The organism is Streptomyces sp. NPDC054866, assembly GCF_053610745.1.
Map to the genome: position 1 here is coordinate 456749 of NZ_JBSGZA010000002.1, position 22764 is coordinate 479512.

The 22764-nt window shown below is 69.2% G+C and carries 21 protein-coding genes and 1 riboswitch; of the genes, 9 read left to right on the forward strand and 12 right to left on the reverse strand.

Annotated features, from left to right (window positions below):
• Position 1 precedes the first annotated feature (1 nt).
• The 5 genes from ACWGI2_RS10790 (at position 2) to ACWGI2_RS10810 (ending at position 5162) form a co-directional block, all read left to right on the forward strand.
• Entirely contained in the window at positions 2–334 is a 333-nt protein-coding gene (locus ACWGI2_RS10790) for a small secreted hydrophilic protein (protein WP_453694941.1), read from the forward strand.
• Positions 252–1772: an ATP-binding protein gene (locus ACWGI2_RS10795; protein ID WP_453694942.1), complete on the forward strand. Its 1521-nt coding sequence runs from the start codon at positions 252–254 to the stop codon at positions 1770–1772. The genes ACWGI2_RS10790 and ACWGI2_RS10795 overlap by 83 nt, the downstream gene beginning before the upstream one ends.
• Entirely contained in the window at positions 1769–2434 is a 666-nt protein-coding gene (locus tag ACWGI2_RS10800; protein WP_453395108.1) for a response regulator transcription factor, read from the forward strand. The genes ACWGI2_RS10795 and ACWGI2_RS10800 overlap by 4 nt, the downstream gene beginning before the upstream one ends.
• A gap of 75 nt (positions 2435–2509) precedes the next feature.
• Positions 2510–3922 carry an SLC13 family permease gene (locus tag ACWGI2_RS10805; RefSeq protein ID WP_453694943.1) on the forward strand — a complete coding sequence of 471 codons (1413 nt, stop codon included), beginning with the start codon at positions 2510–2512 and terminating at the stop codon, positions 3920–3922.
• Between the two features lie 31 nt (positions 3923–3953).
• Entirely contained in the window at positions 3954–5162 is a 1209-nt protein-coding gene (locus tag ACWGI2_RS10810) for a glycerate kinase family protein (protein ID WP_453694944.1), read from the forward strand.
• Here the strand turns inward: ACWGI2_RS10810 and ACWGI2_RS10815 are convergent.
• The 6 genes from ACWGI2_RS10815 to ctaE all read right to left on the reverse strand — a co-directional run bounded on the left by ACWGI2_RS10815 (position 5114) and on the right by ctaE (position 12240).
• A complete protein-coding gene (locus tag ACWGI2_RS10815; protein ID WP_453694945.1) occupies positions 5114–6487 on the reverse strand; it encodes an aminotransferase class V-fold PLP-dependent enzyme in 1374 nt (457 codons plus the stop codon). The two genes, ACWGI2_RS10810 and ACWGI2_RS10815, sit on opposite strands and share 49 nt — an antisense overlap.
• Before the next feature lie 166 nt (positions 6488–6653).
• Positions 6654–6770, reverse strand: a riboswitch (SAM riboswitch).
• Between the two features lie 74 nt (positions 6771–6844).
• The gene (trpD, locus tag ACWGI2_RS10820; RefSeq protein WP_453694946.1) at positions 6845–7909 is read right to left on the reverse strand and encodes an anthranilate phosphoribosyltransferase; all 1065 of its coding nucleotides are present in this window, start codon (positions 7907–7909) and stop codon (positions 6845–6847) included.
• Positions 7910–8047: 138 nt separating this feature from the next.
• On the reverse strand, positions 8048–9679 hold the full coding sequence (gene qcrB / locus ACWGI2_RS10825; RefSeq protein WP_453694947.1) for a cytochrome bc1 complex cytochrome b subunit: 1632 nt from the start codon (positions 9677–9679) through the stop codon (positions 8048–8050).
• Positions 9676–10731, reverse strand: coding sequence for a cytochrome bc1 complex Rieske iron-sulfur subunit (gene qcrA / locus ACWGI2_RS10830; protein WP_453395114.1), 1056 nt, complete (start codon positions 10729–10731; stop codon positions 9676–9678). The genes qcrB and qcrA overlap by 4 nt, the downstream gene beginning before the upstream one ends.
• On the reverse strand, positions 10728–11537 hold the full coding sequence (gene qcrC / locus ACWGI2_RS10835) for a cytochrome bc1 complex diheme cytochrome c subunit (protein ID WP_361045610.1): 810 nt from the start codon (positions 11535–11537) through the stop codon (positions 10728–10730). Before qcrC ends, qcrA begins: the two co-directional genes overlap by 4 nt.
• An 82-nt stretch (positions 11538–11619) precedes the next feature.
• Complete coding sequence (gene ctaE / locus ACWGI2_RS10840; protein WP_160504601.1) at positions 11620–12240, reverse strand: aa3-type cytochrome oxidase subunit III; 621 nt, start codon at positions 12238–12240, stop codon at positions 11620–11622.
• Between the two features lie 179 nt (positions 12241–12419).
• On the opposite strand from ctaE, the gene ACWGI2_RS10845 reads away from it, so the two are divergent.
• Entirely contained in the window at positions 12420–12821 is a 402-nt protein-coding gene (locus ACWGI2_RS10845) for a hypothetical protein (RefSeq protein WP_453395115.1), read from the forward strand.
• A gap of 60 nt (positions 12822–12881) precedes the next feature.
• Here the strand turns inward: ACWGI2_RS10845 and ACWGI2_RS10850 are convergent, their stop codons facing one another.
• The 4 genes from ACWGI2_RS10850 to ctaC form a co-directional block, all read right to left on the reverse strand.
• On the reverse strand, positions 12882–14129 hold the full coding sequence (locus tag ACWGI2_RS10850; protein WP_453395116.1) for an Ig-like domain-containing protein: 1248 nt from the start codon (positions 14127–14129) through the stop codon (positions 12882–12884).
• 132 nt (positions 14130–14261) lie between these two features.
• Entirely contained in the window at positions 14262–14660 is a 399-nt protein-coding gene (locus tag ACWGI2_RS10855) for an aa3-type cytochrome oxidase subunit IV (RefSeq protein ID WP_160504604.1), read from the reverse strand.
• Entirely contained in the window at positions 14657–16393 is a 1737-nt protein-coding gene (ctaD, locus tag ACWGI2_RS10860; RefSeq protein WP_453694948.1) for an aa3-type cytochrome oxidase subunit I, read from the reverse strand. The genes ACWGI2_RS10855 and ctaD overlap by 4 nt, the downstream gene beginning before the upstream one ends.
• Complete coding sequence (gene ctaC / locus ACWGI2_RS10865; RefSeq protein WP_453395118.1) at positions 16390–17352, reverse strand: aa3-type cytochrome oxidase subunit II; 963 nt, start codon at positions 17350–17352, stop codon at positions 16390–16392. The genes ctaD and ctaC overlap by 4 nt, the downstream gene beginning before the upstream one ends.
• 340 nt (positions 17353–17692) lie before the next feature.
• On the opposite strand from ctaC, the gene ACWGI2_RS10870 reads away from it, so the two are divergent.
• Positions 17693–19072: an aminotransferase class V-fold PLP-dependent enzyme gene (locus ACWGI2_RS10870; RefSeq protein ID WP_453395119.1), complete on the forward strand. Its 1380-nt coding sequence runs from the start codon at positions 17693–17695 to the stop codon at positions 19070–19072.
• Here ACWGI2_RS10870 and ACWGI2_RS10875 read toward each other — a convergent pair whose 3' ends face one another.
• The gene (locus ACWGI2_RS10875; RefSeq protein ID WP_453395120.1) at positions 19073–20047 is read right to left on the reverse strand and encodes a carbohydrate kinase family protein; all 975 of its coding nucleotides are present in this window, start codon (positions 20045–20047) and stop codon (positions 19073–19075) included.
• A gap of 135 nt (positions 20048–20182) precedes the next feature.
• On the opposite strand from ACWGI2_RS10875, the gene ACWGI2_RS10880 reads away from it, so the two are divergent.
• Both ACWGI2_RS10880 and ACWGI2_RS10885 read left to right on the forward strand, forming a co-directional pair.
• Entirely contained in the window at positions 20183–20401 is a 219-nt protein-coding gene (locus tag ACWGI2_RS10880; RefSeq protein WP_453395121.1) for a hypothetical protein, read from the forward strand.
• 144 nt (positions 20402–20545) lie between these two features.
• On the forward strand, positions 20546–22069 hold the full coding sequence (locus tag ACWGI2_RS10885; protein WP_453694949.1) for a hypothetical protein: 1524 nt from the start codon (positions 20546–20548) through the stop codon (positions 22067–22069).
• 103 nt (positions 22070–22172) lie between these two features.
• Here the strand turns inward: ACWGI2_RS10885 and ACWGI2_RS10890 are convergent, their stop codons facing one another.
• Positions 22173–22529 (reverse strand): HesB/IscA family protein, encoded by a 357-nt coding sequence (locus ACWGI2_RS10890; RefSeq protein ID WP_030933606.1) that lies wholly within the window; start codon positions 22527–22529, stop codon positions 22173–22175.
• Positions 22530–22764 lie beyond the last annotated feature (235 nt).

Below are 22764 nucleotides of genomic sequence, written 5' to 3' on the forward strand. Positions count from 1 at the left end.
CATGGTCTTCACCCACCGCATGGCCGCCCTGGCGGCCGTCGTGGCGATCCCCCTCGGCATCGCCGCGACCAGCTACGCCCTGACCGACAGCCCCGAGCCACCCAAGGCGCCGCCCAAGGTGGAGCTGGAGAGCAGCGGCTCGCCGTCAGCCCCGTCACCGTCCGCGCCCTCCGCCAAGCCCACCACCCCCCGGCCGACGCCGAGCGACGAGACGGTGTCCCCGCCGCCCGTGAGCGAGAATTCCTCGGGCGATGACAACGACGACGACGGCAGCGAAGGAAGCGGCGGCGGCCAGGGCGACAACGACGACGACGGCCCCGGTGACGACGGCTGAGCGCCCGCACCGCTGGATATCCGCCCGTGTCCGGATCCTGCTCTGGCTGCTCGTGGTGATGACCGTCGCGCTCACCGCGGTCGCGGCCACCACCCGCTCCGTCCTGCTGCGCGACGTCGACCACCGCATCGACCGGCTGCTCGCCCAGGAGACCGCGGAGTTCACCAACCTCGCCCGCGAAGGGGTCGATCCGCAGACGGGCGAGAAGTTCAGCGCTCCCGACCCGCTCCTGCGGCTCTTCCTCTCCCGGCAGTACGCCGACCCCGACGAAGAACTCCTCGGCCTGGTCGGCCGCCCCGGCAAGGCACCCGCGAAGAAGGAACAGTCACGCGAGGCGCGGATCGACCATCCGCTCGCCGAGGACACCGCGGCACTGCGGGCGGTCTTCGAGTCCCGCGACGCGACCGGCACGCTGCACCGCGACCGGGGCGAGGTCCGCTGGGCGAAGGTGGAGATCGCGGCGAGCGGAGGCCACCCGGCGGCGGCGTTCGTCGTCGCCTTCCATCCGGCGGGCGAACAGGCCAAGGCGGGCGACGTGTTCACGATGCTGCTCGCCATCTCCGGGGTCGCGCTCCTGATGACGACCGGCATCGGCTGGGCCGTCGCCGGGCGCATCCTCAAGCCCGTACGCCTGGTGCGTACGACCGCCGCGCAGCTCACCGAGCAGGATCTGACCCAGCGCATCCCGGTGCAGGGCAGGGACGACATCGCGGCCCTCGCCGAGACGTTCAACGGCATGCTCGACCGCCTGGAGCGGGCCTTCGCCGCGCAGCGCGAGTTCGTCGACGACGCCGGGCACGAGCTGCGTACGCCCATCACCATCGTGCGCGGCCACCTGGAGCTGATGGGCGACGATCCCGGCGAGCGCGAGGAGACGATCCGGATCGTGACGGAGGAGCTCGACCGGATGAGCCGCATCGTCGAGGACCTCCTCCTCCTCGCCAAGGCCGAGCGCCCCGACTTCGTCACCCCCGAGCCGGTACAACTCGCCGAGCTGACCGCGGACGTCTTCGTCAAGGCGCGGGCACTCGGCGACCGCGACTGGCAGCTGGCCGAAGTGGCCGAGGGCGAAGCCGCTCTCGACCCGCAGCGCATCACCCAGGCGATGGTGCAACTCGCCCAGAACGCCGTCCAGCACACCGTCCCCGGCCAGCGCATCGGCATCGGCTCGCGCAGCTCGGCAGGCCTGATCGAGCTGTACGTCGCCGACAGCGGGCCCGGCGTCCAGGCGCAGGACGCCTCGGTGATCTTCGAGCGGTTCCGGCGCGGCACCGCACGCCGCGGCTCCCGCGCGACCGGCGCCGGACTCGGCCTCGCCATCGTGCGGGCGATCGCCGAGGGGCACGGCGGCCGGGTCGAGCTGCGGCCCACGGTGCCGGGCTCCGGCGGCGCAACCTTCGTACTCGGCTTGCGAGAACAGGAACCAGGACAGCCATGAACAACCGGATTCTCATCGTCGAGGACGAGGAGCGCATCGCCTCCTTCGTCGAGAAGGGCCTGCGCGCCAACGGCTTCACCACCAGCGTCGTCGGCGACGGAGACGCGGCCTACGACTACGCTCTGACCGGCGGCTTCGACCTGGTCGTCCTGGACATCGGCCTGCCGGGCAAGGACGGCTTCACGGTCCTGCGGCAGCTGCGCGAGGCACGCGTGACCACACCGGTCATCGTGCTGACCGCACGCGACTCGGTCCGGGACACGGTGGCGGGACTCGAAGGCGGGGCCGACGACTGGATGACCAAGCCGTTCCGCTTCGAGGAGCTGCTCGCGCGGGTGCGCCTGAGGCTGCGTACGGCGGCGGGGGCGCCGGAGGTGACGGTGCTGCGCGGCGGGGACCTGACGCTGGATCTGCGCACGCGCAGGGCCCGTTCGGGCGAGCGCACGGTGGACCTGACGGCACGTGAGTTCGTGCTGCTCGAACTGTTCCTGCGCCACCCGGGGCAGGTGCTCTCGCGGGAGCAGATCCTCTCGCACGTGTGGGGATACGACTTCGACCCCGGGTCCAACATCGTGGACGTGTACGTACGGGCGCTGCGCAAGAAGCTGGGCGCCGAGCGCGTGGAGACGGTGCGCGGGATGGGGTACCGCCTTCCGGGGTGACATCCGGGGCAGCGGGTGAAATTCCTTTCATCCGCGGCTCATTGAGGGCTCACGGCCGGGCCCGAGTCTCGATGCGTGACCCTGAATCCCCGCCAAGCCATCACCCTCTGCATAGCGCTGAGCCTGTGCGCGCTGCTCGTGGTGCCCGGCAACTTCCCCGGCCTGAGCGGCGACGCGCGGGTCACCCTCGCCGTGTTCGCCCTGGCGACCTGTGCGTGGATCGGTACGCCGATCGACGACACGTACATCGCGCTCGGCGCCGGGCTCGCGCTCACCGCGACCGGCGTGATCAGCAGCGACACGCTCTTCGGCACCCTCGGTGACGAGACGGTCTGGCTGCTGATCTGCGCCTTCGTGCTCGCGGCCGCGGTGGCCCGCAGCGGTCTCGCGGGCCGGGCCGCGGCCTTTCTCGTCAGCGGGGCGCGCGGCGTACGGCAGTTGACGCATCTGACGACGGCCGCCCTGGTCGTGACGGCCTTCGCGGTGCCCGCCACGTCGGGCCGCGCCGCGCTCGCGCTGCCGGTCTTCCTCGCGCTCGCCAAGGTCCTGGCCGACCGGAAGCGCCTGGTGGTGATGCTCGCACTCCTCTTCCCCACCGTGATCCTGCTCTCCGCGGTGGCGACCCTGATCGGCGCGGGCGCGCATCTGATCACGGTGTCCGTCCTGTGGGAGGCCACCGGGGAGCGGATCGGCTTCACGCAGTGGCTGCTGCTCGGCCTGCCGCTCGCCGTCGCCTCGTCCCATCTGGCGGCGGAGGCCGTCCTGTTGACGACGACCCGGCGGGCCGATCGCAAGGGCCCGGTCCACATCACCGTCGAGCAGCTCCAGGAGCACAGCGAGCAGCCGGTCTCCGGGCCCTGGGAGCCCGCGGAGACGCGCTGCGCCCTCCTGCTCGCCACGGTCGTCGCGCTGTGGTGCAGCGAGCCGCTGCACCAAGTGCCGCCCGCCGTGGTCGCGTTGATCGGCGCGGTCGTCGCCTCGTCCCCCGCTCTCGGCACCGTACGCCTGAAGGACGCGCTGAAGACGGTGCCGTGGTCGCTGCTGCTCTTCATGGCCGCGACCATGGCGATGGGCGTCGCGCTCGCCGAGTCGGGGGCGGCGAAGTGGCTGGTGGGCGGGGTTCCGCTCGACGTATCGCCCTGGCTCTTCCTTGCCGTCGTCGTGGCGGTCAGCACGGCCGCGCACCTGGTCCTTCAGTCCCGCTCGGCCCGCTCATCCGTCCTGGTCCCGCTGGTCGTCGCGGCGGCCGTCGGCGCGGGCGTCAACCCGGTCGCGGCCGCCCTCGCCTCCACGGCGGCCGCCGGCTTCTGCCACACCCTGCCCGCATCCGCGAAGCCCGTCACGCTCTTCGCCGACATCCCAGGCACCCCCACCTACACCCCGCGCGACCTGCTGCGCCTCTCCGCGGTCCTGGCGCCGCTGACCGCCGCCCTCGTCCTGCTCTTCGCCGTCACGCTCTGGCCGCTGCTCGGCGTGCCCGTCCGCTGAACCCACCCTTGAATCCACTCTGGAGACCGCCATGCTGACCCGTTTCGCCATCGCCCCCAGCGGCTTCAAGGAGTCCCTCTCCGCGCAGTCCGCGGCCGAGGCCATCGCCGAAGGAGTACGCCGTGTCGTGCCGCACGCCGAGACCGATCTGATCCCCCTGGTGGACGGCGGCGAGGGCACCGCGCGCGCCCTGGCCACCACGGGCGGCGGCCGCCTGGTCGCGCTGCCCGCCACCGGCCCGGTCGGCCAGCGGATCGGCACGCACTTCGCGCTGCTTCCGTCCGGCACCGCCGTGGTGGAGATGGCCGCGGTCGCCGGGCTCTCGCTGGTCCCGCGGGATCTGCGTGACCCGGGCGCCACGACGACGTACGGCGTGGGCGAGCTGATCAGTGCCGCGCTCGACGCGGGTGCCCGCCGCATCCTGGTGGGCTGCGGCGACTCCGGCACCTCGGACGGGGGCGCGGGGGCGCTCCAGGCGCTCGGCGCCCGACTCCTGGACGCGGACGGCTGGGAACTGCCGTGCGGTGGCCGCGAGTTGACCCGGCTGAGCCGCATCGACCCCTCGGGCCTCGACCCCCGCCTGAAGGTCACCGAGATCCGCGTCGCCTGCAACCCCTTCAACGTCCTGACCGGCGAGCGCGGCGTCGCCCGCGTCTTCGGCCCGCAGAAGGGTGCCACCCCCACGCAGGTGGAACAGCTGGCGGCGGGCCTCGAACACTGGGCGCACGTCCTGACCCGCGACCTGCACGTCACGGCGGACCTCTCCCTCGGCCCCGGAACGGGCGCCTCCGGCGGCCTGGGAGCCGGTCTCGCGGCGCTCGGCGCCCAGCTCCTCCCCCGCTTCGACGTCCTGCTCGACCACCTCGACCTGGACGCACGCCTGGCCCGCGCCGACCTCGTCGTCACCGCCGAGGGCGCCCTGGACCACCAGACGCCGCGCGGCAAGGTCCCCGCCGAGGTCGCACGGCGCGCCAAGCGCTCCGGCCGCCCCGTCCTGGTCCTCGCGGGCACGATCGGCCAGGGCGCGCACCACGTACGGGCGGAGGGCGTGGACGCCTACAGCGCGATCCTGCCCGCTCCGGTCTCGCTGACCGAGGCGCTCGGGCGTGGCGGTGAGTTCCTCACCGACGCGACCGAGCGCGCCCTGCGGATGATCGTCCTGGGGTCACGTCTGAGGGGGCGTCCCAAGGCTCAGGCTGCCGTGGTGTCCGGCACGCAACGCCCGTCCTCCGTGCGGTAGTTCCAGCGCGCGCCGTCCGCCACGAGCTCCTTGACGGCGCGCACGAAACGCTCCACGTGCTCGTCGGGGGTGCCCGCGCCGAAGCTGACGCGGATCGCGTTCAGGGACTTCTCGCCGGGCGCGGCCTCGGGGGCGCCGCACTCGCCCTGGGACTGCGGGTCGCTGCCGAGCAGGGTGCGCACCAGCGGGTGGGCGCAGAAGAGACCGTCGCGTACGCCGATGCCGTACTCGGCGGAGAGCGCGGCGGCGAAGTGCGAGCTGTTCCAGCCGTCGACGACGAAGGAGATGACGCCGACGCGCGGCGCGTCGTCGCCGAAGAGCGAGAGCACCTTCACCGCGGGCACCTCGGCGAGACCGTCGCGCACCTTCGCGATGAGGTGACGCTCACGGGCGACGAGTTCGTCGAAGCCCGCCTCGGTCAGCGCCTTGCAGGCGGAGGCGATCGAGTACACGCCGATGACGTTCGGCGAACCGGCCTCGTGCCGCGCCGCGGTGTCGTGCCACTCGACGTCCACGCCACCGTCGGTGCGCCGCGCGACCTTCCGCGAGGCGCCGCCGCCCGCGAGGTAGGGCTCCGCCTCCTGGAGCCAGTCGGAGCGGCCCGCGAGGACGCCCGAGCCGAAGGGCGCGTACAGCTTGTGACCGGAGAAGGCGACCCAGTCGACGTCCAACTCGCTGATGGAGACCGGGTGGTGGGGCGCGAGCTGCGCGGCGTCCAGGACGATGCGGGCACCGTGCGCGTGGGCGGCGGCGGCGAGCTCCTTGACCGGCCACAGCTCACCGGTGACGTTCGAGGCGCCGGTCACGCAGACCAGGGCGGGCCCGTAGGGGTCGCGGTCGGCGAGGGCGCGCTCCAGGGTGGCGACGGCCTGGTCGGCGGTGCGCGGGGCGTTCAGGTACGTCACGCGGGCGTCGCGCCAGGGCAGCAGCGATGCGTGGTGCTCGGTCTCGAAGACGAAGACCTGGCAGTCGGCGGGGAGGGCCGCGGCAAGGAGGTTGAGCGAGTCGGTGGTCGAACGGGTGAAGACGACCTGGTCGTCCTCGCGGCAGCCGAGGAACTCGGCGACGGTGACCCGGCTGTTCTCGAAGAGGTCGGTGGAGAGCTGCGAGAGGTACCCGGCACCGCGGTGCACGCTGCCGTAGTACGGCGCGTACGCGGCCACGTCGTCCCACACCCGCTGCAGGGCCGGGGCGCTCGCCGCGTAGTCGAGCGCCGCGTAGGTCACCTCGCCGCCGGTGACGAGCGGCACGGTGACGTCACGGCCGAGGACGGGCAGCGGGGCGGCACAGACGGATCGGTCGGCGGCAGCGGTGGTGACAGACATGGCGAACTCCCGTGGGAAGGCAGGCGAGTTCACTGCGAGAGCGCTCGTACGGCGCCGCAGTGATGAAGAGAAAAGGGGGTGCGGAAAAGGGGCTGAAAGCCCTATCGCATTCGCTTGCTCACGAGACTGCTCCCTTGAGGACCAGGACCCCAGGGTTGTTCGCAGGGGTCCGCGCTTGCCATGGACCTTGCTGTCCACGGCCTGGTCTTCACCCGGGGCACCCCGCCACGGACGGAGGGTTGCCGGACAGCGAGCCGGGGCCTAATCGCTGTCACTCATGACCTGCGCAGCATCTTGCCACACGATCTTCTCGGTGCCCACCGCAGTCCGGCATCCGGACTGCGGTGGGCACCACACTCACCTGTTGCTGGCCGCCACCCACAGCTCGAGGGCCTTCTTCGCGGCCCCGGAGTCGATCGCCCGCGCCGCCTTCGCGATGCCGGCGCCGATCTGCTCCACGAGGGTCCCCTCGCCGGGCGTCAGGGCCACCAGGGCCGCCGCCGTGTTGAGCAGCACGGCGTCCCGCACAGGGCCCGTCTCGCCGTCCAGGAGGCGCAGGGCCACCTCGGCGTTGTACGAGGCGTCGGCGCCCCGCAGCGCCTCCACGGGGACGAGGTCGATGCCGACGTCCCGCGGGTCGAAGGCCTCCTCGCGCACGGCGCCGTCCCGTACGACCCAGACCCGGGAGGTCGAGGTGGTCGTCAGCTCGTCGAGGCCGTCGTCGCCGCGGAAGACGAGGGAGGAGTTCCCGCGCTCGGCGAAGACCCCGGCCACGATCGGCGCCATCCGCGGGTCGGCGACCCCGACCGCCTGGGCGCGCACCTTGGCCGGGTTGGTGAGCGGGCCGAGGGCGTTGAAGACGGTCCGGATGCCCAACTGGCTGCGCGCCGCTCCGGCGTGCCGCAGCGCCGGGTGGAACTTCACGGCGAAGCAGAAGGTGATCCCGGCTTCCTCGGCCACCTCGACGACCCGCTTCAGCGGCAGCTCCAGGTTCACCCCGAGCTTCTCCAGGACGTCGGAGGCGCCCGAGGCGCTGGAGGCCGCGCGGTTGCCGTGCTTGACGACCTTCGCGCCCGCTCCCGCGGCCACGATCGCGGACATCGTGGAGATGTTGACGGTCTTGGCGCCGTCACCGCCGGTGCCGACGATGTCGACGGTCTGCCCCGGTACCTCGATCACATTGGCGTGCTCGTACATCGTGCGTACGAGGCCGGAGATCTCCTCCACGGTCTCGCCCTTGGCCCGCAGCGCGACCATGAAGCCCGCGATCTGGGCCTCGGTCGCCTCGCCGCGCATGATGCGGTCCATAGCCCAGGCGGTGTCCTCGGCGCTCTGGTCGCGTCCCTCCAGCAGCCCGTTCAGTACACCGGGCCAGGAACGGGCCGCCGCGGTGTTGCCTCCTGCGGGGGTCACAGCGCTCATATGCCGCTCCTGGGTTCGTCTAGGCATGGGTCAGGAACACCTTATCCAGCTCCGGGGACGGCAAAGAGCCCCGTCCATGCACTGGAATGCATGGGACGGGGCTCTCGCCGTGGCGACCTTGGTCAGAGCTTCAGAGGATCAGTGGTGGCCGTGGCCGCTCGTGATCTCCTTGTACTCCTCGGTGGTGGGCTTGGGGATCTGGTTGTCCTCCCCGTAGTAGCCCTTGCTGAGCTTGGCCCGGAGCTTCTGCGAACCCGACACCTTGCGCTCGACGCCGTTCTCGTCGACCGAGGGGCCGATCTCGAGCGGCGCGTACTGCTCGTGCGCGGTGAGCGTGTGCAGCTGCTCCTGGTTGAGCGGCTCGTGGACCTCGATGAACTCACCGTGCGGCAGGCGCTTGATGATGCCCGACTCGCGGCCGTGCAGGACCTTCTCCTTGTCACGCCGCTGCAGACCCAGGCAGATCCGCTTGGTGATGACGAAGGCGAGGACCGGTGCCACGAAGAAGGCGATGCGCACGAACCAGGTGATCGCGTTGATCGACAGATGGAAGTGCGTGGCCCAGAGGTCGTTTCCACCACCGATCAGCAGCACCATGTACCAGGTGATCCACGCGACGCCGAAGCCCGTACGGGTCGGGACGTTGCGCGGGCGGTCCAGGATGTGGTGCTCGCGCTTGTCCCCGGTGACCCAGGACTCGATGAACGGGTAGACCGCGATCGCGACAAGGACCAGCGGGAAGATGACCAGCGGGACGAACACACCCATGACGAGCGTGTGACCCCAGAGGTTGATCTCCCAGCCCGGCATGACACGGATCAGGCCCTCGGAGAAGCCCATGTACCAGTCGGGCTGCGCTCCGGTGGACACCTGGTCGGGACGGTAGGGACCGAGCGCCCAGATCGGGTTGATCGTGGCGATCGCCGAGATGGCCGCGATCACACCGAAGACCAGGAAGAAGAAGCCTCCGGCCTTCGCCATGTAGACGGGAAGGAGCGGCATGCCGACGACGTTCTTGTTGGTCTTGCCGGGACCCGCGAACTGCGTGTGCTTGTGGTAGAAGACCAGGATCAGGTGCGCCACCACGAGCCCGAGCATGATGCCCGGCAGCAGCAGGATGTGCACCGAGTAGAACCGGGCCACGAAGTCGCCGCCGGGGAACTCCCCGCCGAACAGGAACATCGCCAGGTACGTGCCCACGATCGGCACGGACAGGACGGCGCCCTGCATGAAGCGCACGCCGGTTCCCGAGAGCAGGTCGTCAGGGAGCGAGTAACCGGTGAAGCCGGTGAACATGCCGAGGACGAACAGCAGGAAGCCGAAGACCCAGTTGACCTCGCGGGGCTTGCGGAAGGCACCCGTGAAGAAGACGCGCATCATGTGCACGAACATCGCCGCGAGGAAGATCAGCGCCGCCCAGTGGTGGATCTGCCGGATCAGCAGACCACCGCGCACATCGAAGCTGATGTGCATGGTCGAGTTGAACGCCTCGGACATCAGCTGGCCCTGCAGCGGGATGTAGCTGCCGTGGTACTCCACCTCGTTCATCGACGGGTGGAAGAACAGGGTCAGGTACACACCCGTGAGGATGATGATGATGAAGCTGTAGAGGCAGATCTCACCGAGCATGAAGGACCAGTGGTCCGGGAAGATCTTGCGCATGTTGGCCTTGGCCAGGGAGTAGATCCCCAGACGTCCGTCGGCCCAGTCGGCGACCCGCTCACCTGCGGGCGCCTCCTTCTTACGCGTATCAGTCGTCGTAGTGCTCATCCGCGCTCCCAGAAAGCAGGACCGACGGGCTCAGCGAAGTCGCCGAGCGCCTCGAGGTAGCCCTCTTCGTTCACGCCGATGCGCAGCTGCGGCAGCGCGTGACCGGCCGGGCCGAAGATCACTCGGGCACCGTCGGAGAGGTCGAAGGTGGACTGGTGGCACGGGCAGAGGACGTGGTGCGTCTGCTGCTCGTACAGGGAGATCGGGCAGCCGACGTGGGTGCAGATCTTGGAGTACGCGACGACACCGTCGTGCGACCACTCGAGCTCCTGCTTGTCCTTGATGTTGTCCGGCTGGATCCGGACGATCATCAGGGCCGCCTTGGCGATCTCCTTCTGGAAGTCGTGATCGTGCTCCTCCAGGCCCTCGGGCTTGGCGAAGGTCAGCGAACCGACCTGGACGTCCGACGGACGCAGCGGCTCGTTCGTGTTCATGTTCACGAGCAGCTTGCCCTTGGCCCACAGCGTGTGCCGCAGCTTGTCCTCGGGCAGCGGACCGAGGTCGCGCAGCAGGACGACGCCGGAGAGCGGCACCATGGCGAGCGCGCCGAACATCGTGTTGCGGATCAGCTTGCGCCGGCCGAACTGCGACTCCGCGGCACCGGCCTTGAAGTCGGCCATGACCTTGGCCTTGACCTCGGGCTCGGCCTCGATCGGGTGCCGCTCGTCGGCGACCTCCACATCGGACATCAGGGTGCGGGCCCAGTGGACCGCGCCCGCGCCGATGCAGAAGAGCGCCAGACCCAGGGTCATGCCCAGGGAGAAGTTCAGCGCACTGATGTGACCGATCGGCCAGATGTAGATGTTCTTGTCGACCGGGAACGACACGAACGAGGCGATGAAGCCGATCGTGGCGAGCATCGACAGCGTGAACAGGAACGCGACCGCACGCTCGGACCGCCTGGCGGCCCGCTCGTCGATGTCCTGGACACGGTGCTCATGGGGCGGAAGGCCCGGGTCGGCGAACGGGTTCTCGTCCTTCACCGCTACCGAGCCGTGCTCGGTCTCCTGCACGCTGGGCAGGTTCTCTTCTGGATTCTCTTGGCTACTCATGACTTCTTGGCCTTTGCGGTCCGAGCGGCGACCCACACGGCGACCGCGATCAGCGAGCCGAGACCGAAGATCCAGCCGAACAGGCCTTCACTGACCGGACCCAGGCCACCCAGCTTGAGACCGCCAGGGCTCTCGGTCTGTTCGCCGTTGACCGCGTCGAGGTACGCGATGATGTCCTTTTTGTTCTTCTCCGGCATGATCGTGTCGGGGAAGGACGGCATGTTCTGCGGGCCGGTCTGCATGGCCTCGTAGATGTGCTTCGGGGAGACATCCTCCAACGAAGGAGCGAACTTGCCCTTCGTCAACGCGCCACCCTCACCGGTGAAGTTGTGGCACTGCGCGCAGTTGGTGCGGAACAGCTCGCCACCCTTGGCGATGTCCGCCCCGTCCGGGCTGTACTGCTTCTCGGTGGGGATGGTCGGGCCCGCGCCCAGCGAGGCGATGTACGCCGCGAGCTGGTCGATCTGGGCCTGGTTGTAGATGGCCTTCTTCTTCGGCGCCTGGGCGCCCGGCTGCTGGAGCGGCATGCGGCCGGTGCTGACCTGGAAGTCGACGGCGGCTGCGCCGACGCCCACCAGGCTAGGACCGTCGGAGGACCCCTGACCGCCGGTTCCGTGGCAGCTGGAGCAGCCCACGGAGTACAACTTCTTGCCCTCGTCGATGGCGAGGGACTGGGCGGTGTCGTCGGCCTGCGCCTTGTCCGCGGGTGCGAACGCGGCGTACAGCCCCCCGGTGGCCGCCAGCGCGAGGAGTAGGACGACGACCGCCGCCAGCGGGTGGCGTCGTCGTGCGGAGAGCTTTTTCACGGATTACCCCGGTGTCAGGATCTTCTGCGTCGATGCTTCTGGAATGAGTCGGAACGTCGGGCCCGTCTGGGCCCGGCCCCGTTTACTTGATCATGTAGATCGTGGCAAAGAGACCGATCCAGACAACATCGACGAAGTGCCAGTAGTAGGACACGACGATGGCTGCGGTCGCCTGCTCATGGGTGAACCTCTTGGCCGCGTACGTCCTGCCGAGGACCAGCAGGAAGGCGATGAGACCGCCTGTCACATGCATGCCATGGAAGCCGGTCGTCAGGTAGAAGACCGAGCCGTACGGGTCCGACGAGAGCGAGAGGCCCTCGTGCTTGACCAGCTCGGTGTACTCGTACACCTGACCACCGATAAAGACCGCACCCATGATGAAGGTGACGATGAACCACATCCGGAGCTTCTTCACGTCACCACGCTCAGCGGCGAACACGCCTAGCTGGCAAGTGAGGGAGGAGAGCACCAGGATCGTGGTGTTCGTCGCCGAGAACGGGAAGTTCAGCGCGGACGCCATTTCCTTCCAGTGCTCAGGTCCTGTCACCGATCGCAGGGTGAAGTACATCGCGAAGAGGGCCGCGAAGAACATCAGCTCGGAACTGAGCCAAATGATGGTTCCGACGCTGGTGAGGTTCGGCCGATTGACCGGCGGGTGCGCGTGCCCGGTATCTACTGTCGTTGCTGTCGCCACGACCGACATTATGTCGGTCGCTTATCCCGCCCTCACCCCGGGGGGTGCCGTTCGGAGTGTCTGCGGGGTGTGTCCTGCCCGTATGGCCCATCGAAGGGCTGTCCGAACCGCTGTTGACGGGGTGTCCGGAGGAGTAGCATCCGCGCATCGGTCCCCGGCCGAGAGCCCCTCAACGAAGCGGAGGAACAATGCAGCCGACCGCCACGGTGCTGGTCTACAGCGACAACGCGAGCACCCGCGAGCAGGTCCGGTTGGCCACCGGACGCAGGCCGGCGGCGGACGTTCCCGCGGTCGAGTTCATCGAGTGCGCGACGCTGCCCGCCGTCCTGAAGGAACTCGACCGGGGCGGCATCGACGTCTGCGTCCTGGACGGTGAGGCCACGCCCATCGGCGGCATGGGGGTCTGCCGTCAGCTCAAGGACGAGATCTTCCGGTGCCCGCCCGTGCTCCTGCTCATGGGGCGCCCGCAGGACGCCTGGCTGGCCACCTGGAGCCGCGCGGAGGCCGCGGTGACCCTTCCGGTCGATCCGGTCGAGTTCGCGGACTCCCTGGCCGCCCTGCTGCGCGAGAGGCTGGCCGTACAGGCCTGACGCCACGGGAGAAGGCCCCGCGCCTCGGCACGGGGCCTTCTGCGCTGTTCTGCGGCCCCGCTAGACCTGCGGCCGCAGCCGGGCCGCGTCGAGCGCCGTGGGGCCCTTCTTGACTCCGCCCAACAGGGCGCTGCCGTCCCGCCAGTTCTTCCAGTCGACGTTCCAGTCGCCGAAGCCATTGCCGAACGGATCCATGTCCGCGCCATAGCTGTTGACGACCCTCACGATGTCGCCCTGGCGCACGGTCTCGTAGAACCAGGCGGCGTTGCCGGTGCTCATGCCCGTGCAGCCGTGGCTGGTGTTCGCGTTCCCCTGCGAACCGACCGACCAGGGGGCGGCGTGCACGTACTCACCGGAGTCGGTGACCCGCGTCGCGTAATAGACCATCTTGTCGTAGAAGTCCGATGCGCCGATGCTGGCACTGGTCATACGTACGGCGTACTCCTTGCCGAGCACCACCTTGACGCCGTTGCGCGTGGAGTAGCCGGGCTTGCCCGTCGTCACCGGCATGGAGTTGATCTCCTCGCCGTTGCGGTAGACCGTCATCCAGTGCGAACCGGCGTCCGTCACGGCCTCGATGCGGTCGCCGATCGTCAGCCTCAGCGGCTTGGCGGTGCCGCCCCAGAGCCTGTCGCGGACCTTGATGCCCTCCAGGTTGCTCCGGACGTTGATGGTCGCCCCAGTGGGCCAGTACTCCTTGGGGCGGTAGTGCAGCGTCTTGCTGTCCACCCAGTGCCACACGCCTTCCGTGGCGGGCTGCGTATCGACCTTCAGCGAGCGCTCCACGATGGCCCTGGCCTGCTTGTCCTTCACCTTGGCGCTGAGCTTGGCCGTGACCGGCTGGCCCACGCCGTACTTGCCCGATTCGGGGCCGAAGGTGACGTCGAGGCGCTTCTTCTTGGCCGCCGCGTTCGTGTCGAACGTCATGACCTTGCGGCCCGGCGAGCCTTCGTCGTCCTCCGTGCTCACCCGCACCGTGTACTGCGTGCCCGCCGCGAGGGGCGCCGTGCTGTGCCAACGGGCGCCGTCGGCGGCGAGTTCGCCCGCCAGGTACCGCCCCATCGCGTCGGTGGCCGTCACATCGGTGATGCGCCCGTCCTCGCCCTGAGCTGTGACCTCCAAGGGCTTGTCGGGATCCGCCTTCTGACTGCCCACAGGGCCGTTGAAGGCGATCTGGCCCGCCGCGTCGTACGGCTTCGCCGAGAGCGGATGGCCGTCGGAGCTGCCGCACGCCGTGGTTCCCACCCCGAGGGCGGCCACCAGCAAGGTGCAGCTCAGTACCGTGCGGATTCGCGGTGAGTGGCTCATGAACACACGGTATGAAGGTTCATCGGCTCCGGCGCGCCGAGTGACCCGTACGAGTGTCAAGGCAACACGCCGAGGGGCCCGGACTCTCCTGACGGAGTGTCCGGGCCCCTCGGTGAAGCGGGAATCACAGACTCACTGGGTCTGGTTCTCGCCCCGGTAGTACTCGAAGACCCAGCCGAACAGGCCGATCATGATGATCGGCATCGAGAAGTACAGCAGCCACCAGCCGAAGACGACGCCCATGAAGGCGAGCGCGCCACCGATGGCCAGCGACAGCGGCTGCCAGCTGTGCGGGCTGAAGAAGCCCACCTCGCCGGCCTCGTCCGCTACGTCGGCCTCCTTGTTGTCCTGTGCGGCCGCGTCGACACGCCGGGCCGTGAAGGCCAGGTAGTAGCCGATCATGATGCACAGACCGAAGGCCAGGAACAGCGCGGTCGTACCGGCCGGCTCCTTCGACCACCAGCCGTAGACGATCGCCATGGCGAGCACGAAGACGCTCAGCCAGATGAACATCTTGCCTTGGACCTTCACTTGCCGGCCTCCTTGCCGCCCGCGAGCGCCTTGTCACCGTGGCCGCTGTTCTCGAGCTGGTCGAGAGCCGCGATCTCAGGGTGATGCAGGTCGAACGCCGGGGATTCGGAACGGATCCGCGGCAGGGTGAGGAAGTTGTGCCGCGGCGGCGGGCAGGACGTCGCCCACTCGAGCGAACGGCCGTAGCCCCACGGGTCGTCGACCTCGATCTTCTTGCCGTACTTGGCGGTCTTCCAGATGTTGTAGAAGAACGGCAGTATCGACAGACCGAGCAGGAACGAGGCGATCGTCGAGATCGTGTTCAGAGCAGTGAAACCGTCGGCCGCGAGGTAGTCCGCGTAACGACGCGGCATGCCCTCGGCGCCCAGCCAGTGCTGCACCAGGAACGTGCCGTGGAAGCCGATGAACAGCGTCCAGAAGGTGATCTTGCCGAGCCGCTCGTCCAGCATCTTGCCGGTGAACTTCGGCCACCAGAAGTGGAATCCGGAGAACATCGCGAAGACCACGGTGCCGAAGACGACGTAGTGGAAGTGCGCGACCACGAAGTACGAGTCGGAGACGTGGAAGTCCATCGGCGGCGAGGCCAGGATGACGCCGGTCAGACCACCGAAGGTGAAGGTGATCAGGAAGCCGACGGCCCAGAGCATCGGTGTCTCGAAACTCAGTGAGCCCTTCCACATCGTTCCGATCCAGTTGAAGAACTTCACGCCTGTTGGCACGGCGATCAAGAACGTCATGAAGGAGAAGAACGGTAGGAGCACGCCACCGGTGACGTACATGTGGTGCGCCCACACGGTCACGGAGAGACCCGCGATGGCGATCGTCGCGCCGATCAGGCCCATGTAGCCGAACATCGGCTTCCGGGAGAAGACCGGGATGACTTCGGAAATGATTCCGAAGAATGGCAACGCGATGATGTACACCTCTGGATGGCCGAAGAACCAGAAGAGGTGTTGCCATAGCAGTGCGCCGCCATTGCCGGCGTCGAAGATATGGGCACCGAACTTACGGTCCGCCTCCAGGGCGAACAGCGCGGCAGCCAGAACCGGGAAGGCCAGCAGGACCAGGACCGCGGTCAGCAGGACGTTCCACACGAAGATCGGCATCCGGAACATCGTCATGCCAGGTGCGCGCATGCAGATGATCGTGGTGATGAAGTTGACCGAGCCGAGGATCGTGCCGAAGCCGGAGAAGGCCAGACCCATGATCCACATGTCGGCGCCGATGCCCGGCGAGCGGACGGCGTCCGACAGCGGGGAGTAGGCGAACCAGCCGAAGTCGGCCGCACCCTGCGGGGTGAGGAAGCCGCCCACCGCGATGAGCGAGCCGAAGAGGTACAGCCAGTACGCGAACATGTTCAGCCGCGGGAACGCCACGTCGGGCGCGCCGATCTGCAGCGGCATGATCCAGTTGGCGAATCCGGCGAACAGCGGCGTCGCGAACATCAGCAGCATGATCGTGCCGTGCATCGTGAACGCCTGGTTGAACTGCTCGTTCGACATGAGCTGCGAGCCGGGACGAGCGAGTTCGGCGCGCATGAAGAGCGCCATCACGCCGCCGATGCAGAAGAACGCGAACGACGTGACCAGGTAGAGCGTGCCGATGGTCTTGTGGTCGGTGGTCGTCAACCACTTGATCACCACGTTGCCCGGCTGCTTGCGCCGTACCGGCAGCTCGTTCTCGTACGAGTCTTCTGCTGCCGCGGCACCCTGAGGTTCGTTGAGGATGCTCACAGGTTGTTCGTCTCCCGGTTCTTCTCGTGGCTCGTCTGCTCGATGCCGGCCGGGATGTATCCGGTCTGGTTCTTCTTCGCGAGGTCCTCGAGGTGCTTCTGGTAGCGCTCGGGGGAAACGACCTTCACGTTGAAGAGCATCCGGGAGTGGTCGACACCGCAGAGCTCGGCGCACTTGCCCATGAAGGTGCCCTCCTTGTTGGGAGTCACCTCGAAGGCGTTCGTGTGGCCCGGGATGACGTCCTGCTTCATGAGGAACGGCACCACCCAGAAGGAGTGGATGACGTCACGCGAAGTCAGTACGAACCGGACCTTCTCGCCCTTGGGGAGCCAGAGGGTCGGGCCGGGGTTGCCGTTCTGCGGGTTCCGCTGGCCGGGCGTACCGACGTCGTAGACGCCGCCGGCGTTGGACGGGAACGCATCGCGGAACTTGTCCGGGATGGCCTCCAGCTCCTTGGCCGTCTTCGCGTCTCCCTTGTCGGAACCCGGCACATCCTCGATGTAGTTGAAGCCCCAGCTCCACTGATAGCCGACCACGTTGACCGTGTGGGCGGGCTTGTCGTCGAGGTGGAGGAGCTTCGTCTCATCACGTGCCGTGAAGTAGAAGAGCACCGAGACGATGATGAGAGGCACCACCGTGTAAAGCGCCTCGATGGGCATGTTGTAACGCGTCTGCGGAGGAACCTCGACCTTGGTGCGGCTGCGCCGGTGGAAGATCACACTCCACAGGATCAGACCCCAGACCAGCACGCCCGTGGCGAGCGCTGCCGCCCACGAGCCCTGCCAGAGGGAGAGGATCCGGGGAGCCTCTTCCGTTACGGGGGTGGGCATACCAAGGCGGGGAAAGTCCTTGTATGTGCAACCGGTCGCGGTTGCCAAGATCAGGCCCGCAGTCAGCACCTGCGGCAGCTTCCGCCGCATCGGGCGCCGCGACGAGCGGTCGGAGCCGTTGGGACTCACGTAGCGCCTTCCCGAGAGTCTCGGCCCGCGCGGTCGGGTGCGGCCTTCTCGGTCGTCGGTCGCCGCCCTGCGGCGGGCAGGGGTTTGGATGTTTATGCGGGCCAAACCTTACTGGACGCTATTTGGGGTCGCGCGGGGAGGGTGCCTAACGCGCCGCGGGTCACTCGGGAGGGTGGGATGCCTTGCCGCTGGCCGCTTTCTGACGGGGCTTCGGGGCGCCCACCAGCTCGGTGGAATCTCCCCGTCCGCGACCGCGGGTCCGCCGTGGCTCGTCGCGCCCACGCGGCGGAGCCGCACATGTCACAGCCCCGCGCCCCTTCGGGGCGCTTAGCGTTGCGGCGTGTCCTACTTCGATGTCGCCTCCTCCGCTCCCCTGCACCCCGTGGCCCGGCAGGCTCTGCAAGCCTCGCTGGATGAAGGGTGGGCCGATCCGGCCCGGCTCTATCGCGAGGGGCGGCGGGCCCGGCTGCTGCTCGACGCGGCGCGGGAGGCCGCCGCCGATGCGGTCGGGTGCCGTCCCGACGAGCTCTCCTTCACCCCCTCCGGCACCCTGGCCGTGCACTCCGGGATGGCCGGAGCCCTCGCCGGGCGTCGGCGTGTCGGGCGGCATCTGGTGGTGTCGGCGGTCGAACACTCTTCGGTGCTGCACGCGGCGACGGCCCTCGAAGCCGCCGGGGGCGCGGTGACGCAGATCCCGGTGGACCGGTTCGGGGCGGTGTCGTCATCCGCGTACGCCGCTGCCCTGCGCCCCGACACGGCGCTTGCCTGCCTCCAGTCCGCCAACCACGAGGTGGGCACCGAGCAGCCGGTGGCCGACGTCGCTTCGGCGTGTCGCGGCGCCGGGGTGCCGCTCCTGGTGGACGCCGCCCAGTCGCTGCCCTGGGGCCCGGTGGGCGGTGAGTGGTCGCTGCTCGCCGCCAGTGCCCACAAGTGGGGCGGGCCCGCGGGCGTGGGGCTGCTCGTCGTGCGCAAGGGGGTGCGGTTCGCCGCGCAAGGCCCCGCCGACGAGCGGGAGTCGGGGCGCGCCCCCGGCTTCGAGAACATCCCGGCGGTGGTCGCCGCCGCCGCCTCGCTGCGTGCCGCGCAGGCCGAGGCCGCCGATGAGGGCGCCAGGCTGCGGGAGTTGACGGAGCGGATCAGGGCGCGGGTGCCGGGTCTCGTGCCGGACGTGGAGGTGGTGGGCGATCCGGAGCGGCGCCTCCCCCATCTGGTGACGTTCTCGTGTCTCTATGTCGACGGAGAGACCGTGCTGCACGAGCTGGACCGGGCGGGCTTCTCGGTCTCCTCCGGCTCGTCCTGCACCAGCTCGACGCTGACCCCGAGCCATGTCCTGAAGGCGATGGGCGTACTGAGCGAGGGCAACGTCCGGGTGTCACTCCCACGGGGGACCCAGGAGGCGGACGTCGAGCGTTTTCTGGAGGTCCTGCCGGGCGTGGTGGCCGGCGTACGCGAACAGCTGGGCGCGCCGGTGGCGCCGGCGTCGCGTACGGAATCGGCTTCCCTCGTCGTCGACGCGCTCGGCAAGCGCTGCCCGCTGCCGGTCATCGAGCTCGCGAAGGTCATCGGGGACGTGCCGGTGGGCGGCACGGTCACGGTCCTCGCCGACGACGAGGCGGCGCGGCTCGACATCCCGGCGTGGTGCGAGATGCGGGGGCAGGAGTACGTGGGCGAGGAGCCGGCGGACCACGGCTCGGCCTATGTGGTCCGCCGGAGCTCCTGACTAGGCCAGGTGGGTCTGGACCTCGGACGCGGCCTCATGGCCGTACGCCTTGGTGAAGCGGTCCATGAAATTGCTGCGCTGCAGCTCGTACTCCTGCGTGCCGACGGTCTCGATGACCAGGGTGGCGAGCATGCAGCCGACCTGTGCCGCGCGCTCGTGGGAGACGCCCCAGGCGAGGCCCGAAAGGAAGCCCGCGCGGAAGGCGTCGCCGACGCCGGTCGGCTCGACCTTCGCCTCCTCCTCGGGGACGCCGACCTCGATCGGGTCCTGGCCGGTGGACTCGATGCGCACGCCGCGCGAGCCGAGGGTCGTCACGCGGTGGCCGACCTTGGAGAGGATCTCGGCGTCGCTCCAGCCGGTCTTGGACTCGATGAGCCCCTTCTCGTACTCGTTCGAGAAGAGGTACGTGGCGCCGTCGAGGAGGGTACGGATCTCCTCGCCCTCCATGCGCGCGATCTGCTGGGAGAAGTCGGCGGCGAAGGGGATCGCGCGCGTCCGGCACTCCTCGGTGTGGCGCATCATCGCCTCGGGGTCGTCCGCACCGATGAGGACCAGGTCGAGACCGCCCACGCGGTCGGCCACGGTCTTCAGTTCGATGAGGCGGGCCTCGCTCATCGCGCCCGTGTAGAACGAGCCGATCTGGTTGTGGTCGGCGTCCGTGGTGCACACGAAGCGGGCCGTGTGCAGCGTCTCGGAGATGCGGACCGACGCCGTGTCCACGCCGTGCCGGTCGAGCCAGGCGCGGTACTCGCCGAAGTCCGAGCCCGCGGCGCCGACCAGGATCGGCTCGGTGCCGAGCTGGCCCATGCCGTAGCTGATGTTGGCGGCGACGCCTCCCCTGCGTACGTCTAGGGCGTCGACCAGGAAAGAGAGAGAAACCGTGTGCAGCTGATCCGCGACCAGTTGGTCGGCGAAGCGGCCGGGGAAGGTCATCAGGTGGTCGGTGGCGATGGAGCCGGTGACTGCGATACGCACGACGGCATGCTCCTGTGGAGGAGAGGCAAGGGGTTGACACCTCACGCTACCGGGTGGGGACACTGTCGCTGAAGAGGCCAAACTACCCGTTAGTAGGTCTTTTTTCGCGAGGTGTGCGATGCGTACGGTGCGGTTATGGCCGTTATCTCGAAGCATGTCGTCACCACGCGTCCCGTCGAGCTGCCCTCCGAGACCCTGGAGACGCTGCGCGGCGACTGCGCCCGCATGGCCCCGCACTGGGTGTCCCCCGCGGCCGCCGCGACCGCCCCGGTGTCGCCCGCGCTGATCCATGGCGTCGACGTCCCGCCCGCCTCCGCGCGGCTGATCGACGGCATGTCCGAGTACGGCGACTGAGCCCAGGGGCACCGGAGCGCGCCGAGGGAACCGCGCGCTCCCCCGCTGCGTCCCACCGCTGTCCCCCGTAAAGGGGACGCGGCATACGAACGAGGCCCGCACACGGGTCTCCAGGGACAGCAGTGCAGTCGAAGGAGCGATGCGGTGAGCACCGAGCGATCCGTTCATGACGGGGCCGAGCGGCACGGGCGGCGTTCCCGCCTTGCCGTCGCGTCGGTGGCGGCCACGGTGCTGCTCGTCGGTGGCGGCGGCGCCTACTTCGCCGCGACCGCGTCAGGCGGCAGCGACGGCAACGGCAGTTCTCCCGCCGCAGACGGCGGCACGCCCCCGCCCCTCGCCATCGACGGCCACACGGACGGCGACCGGCAGGAAGGCGGCACCGGCGACACCGGCGGCATCGCACCGGGAGAGCCCGACCCGAACGGCGCCGCCTACCGCGCCGACGGCAAGCTGCCCGGCGGCCCCGAAGCGGCGGCCGTGCACCACGCGCGGGGCACCGTCGGCCAGGACCAGGTCGCCGAGCTCGCCAAGGCCCTCGGCGTCACGGGCAAGCCCACCTCGCAGGACGGCGCCTGGAAGATCGGCCCTGCCAAGGACGGCTCCGGGCCCTCGCTCCAGGTGAGCAAGCAGGCGCCGGGCACCTGGACGTTCACGCGGTACGCCAGCGGCGGCAGCGACAACTGCCAGAAGGGCAAGCCCTGTTCGGAGACATCCACCGCGCCGAACGGCGAGGGTGACGCGGTCGGCGAGGGCGCGGCGAAGAAGGCCGCGGCGCCGGTCCTGAAGGCGGTGGGCCAGGACGACGCGAAGCTTGATGCCCGCCAACTCATGGGCGGCGTACGGGTGGTGAACGCCGACCCGAAGGTGGGCGGCCTCCCGACGTACGGCTGGTCGACCGGCATCCAGGTCGGCTCGGACGGACAAGTGGTCGGCGGCAGCGGTCAGTTGAAGGCGCCGGAGAAGGGCGCGACGTACCCGGTGATCAGCGCCGACGAGACCCTGGACCAGCTCAACAAGTCGGGCGGCGGCGGTGACGGCCGCGTCGGCATCGGCGGCTGCGCGTCGGCGGTGCCGAACGCCAAGGGGGACACGGCGGACAGCTCGGACGGCGACGGCCCCGCGGTGGAGGCGGGGACGAAGGCGCCGTGCGAGGAGCCCTCGTCCGCGCCTCCGAAGCCGCAGCCGATCACGGTGAAGGGCGCCACGTTCGGGCTCGCGACGCACTTCGTGGACGGGCGCCAGACGCTCGTACCCTCCTGGCTTTTCGACGTGAAGCCGCAGGGCGCGAAGGACAGCTTCACGGTGACGCATCCGGCCGTGGAGCCGAAGTTCCTCACCTCGCCGAGCACGCCGTCACCCACCCCGACGCCCACTGAGAAGCCGGGCACGGGCACGGGTCAGCAGGACCCGACCACGCGCGTCGAGTCCTACCGCGCGGACGGCAAGTCCCTGACGGTGCACTTCTGGGGCGGTGTCTGCAGTGACTACTCGGCGTCGGCCGACGAGAGCAAGGACAGCGTGCGCGTGAAGGTGACCGAGACCCACAAGAAGGGCGAGGTCTGCGTGATGATGGCCAAGGAGTTCACCAAGACCGTGACGCTCGACCAGCCGCTGGGCGAGCGCAAGGTCGTGGACGCGTCGGGCGGCGGGACGGTGCCGCGGAAGTAGCGGTTCGCGCCAGGACGTACTGCGCGCCTGGACGTACCCAGGACGTACGAAGGCGGCGGCCCCCGAAGCACTTCGGGGGCCGCCGCCTTCGTACGTCTCAGATTTAGCTGAACGAGTCGCCGCAGGCGCAGGAACCCGTGGCGTTCGGGTTGTCGATCGTGAAGCCCTGCTTCTCGATGGTGTCGACGAAGTCGATGGAGGCGCCGCCCAGGTAAGGAGCGCTCATCCGGTCGGTGACGACCTTCACGCCGTCGAAGTCCTTGACCACGTCGCCGTCGAGCGAGCGCTCGTCGAAGAACAGCTGGTAGCGAAGGCCCGAGCAGCCGCCGGGCTGAACGGCGACGCGCAGGGCAAGGTCGTCCCGGCCCTCCTGCTCAAGAAGGCCCTTGACCTTGGCCGCGGCGGCGTCGGACAGGAGGATGCCGTCGCTCACGGTGGTGGTCTCGTCCGATACGGACATCTGCTTCTCTCCCGGGTTGTACGGAGACTGCTTGCCGACGGTTGCAACCGGCGGGGCCGCGGATTCATTCCGGGCCGAGTGCTCTGTCTTTCGGCTGTCTTACGACTGTCTTCCCCTTCATGCTCGCACATGCCACCGCGAGAGGCAGCGGCCCGTCGAAGGCGAACGCGTCACATCGACACTATGGCCTTCGTCAAACTGACGTGAAGCGGTTATGATAGATAACGTCAATTAG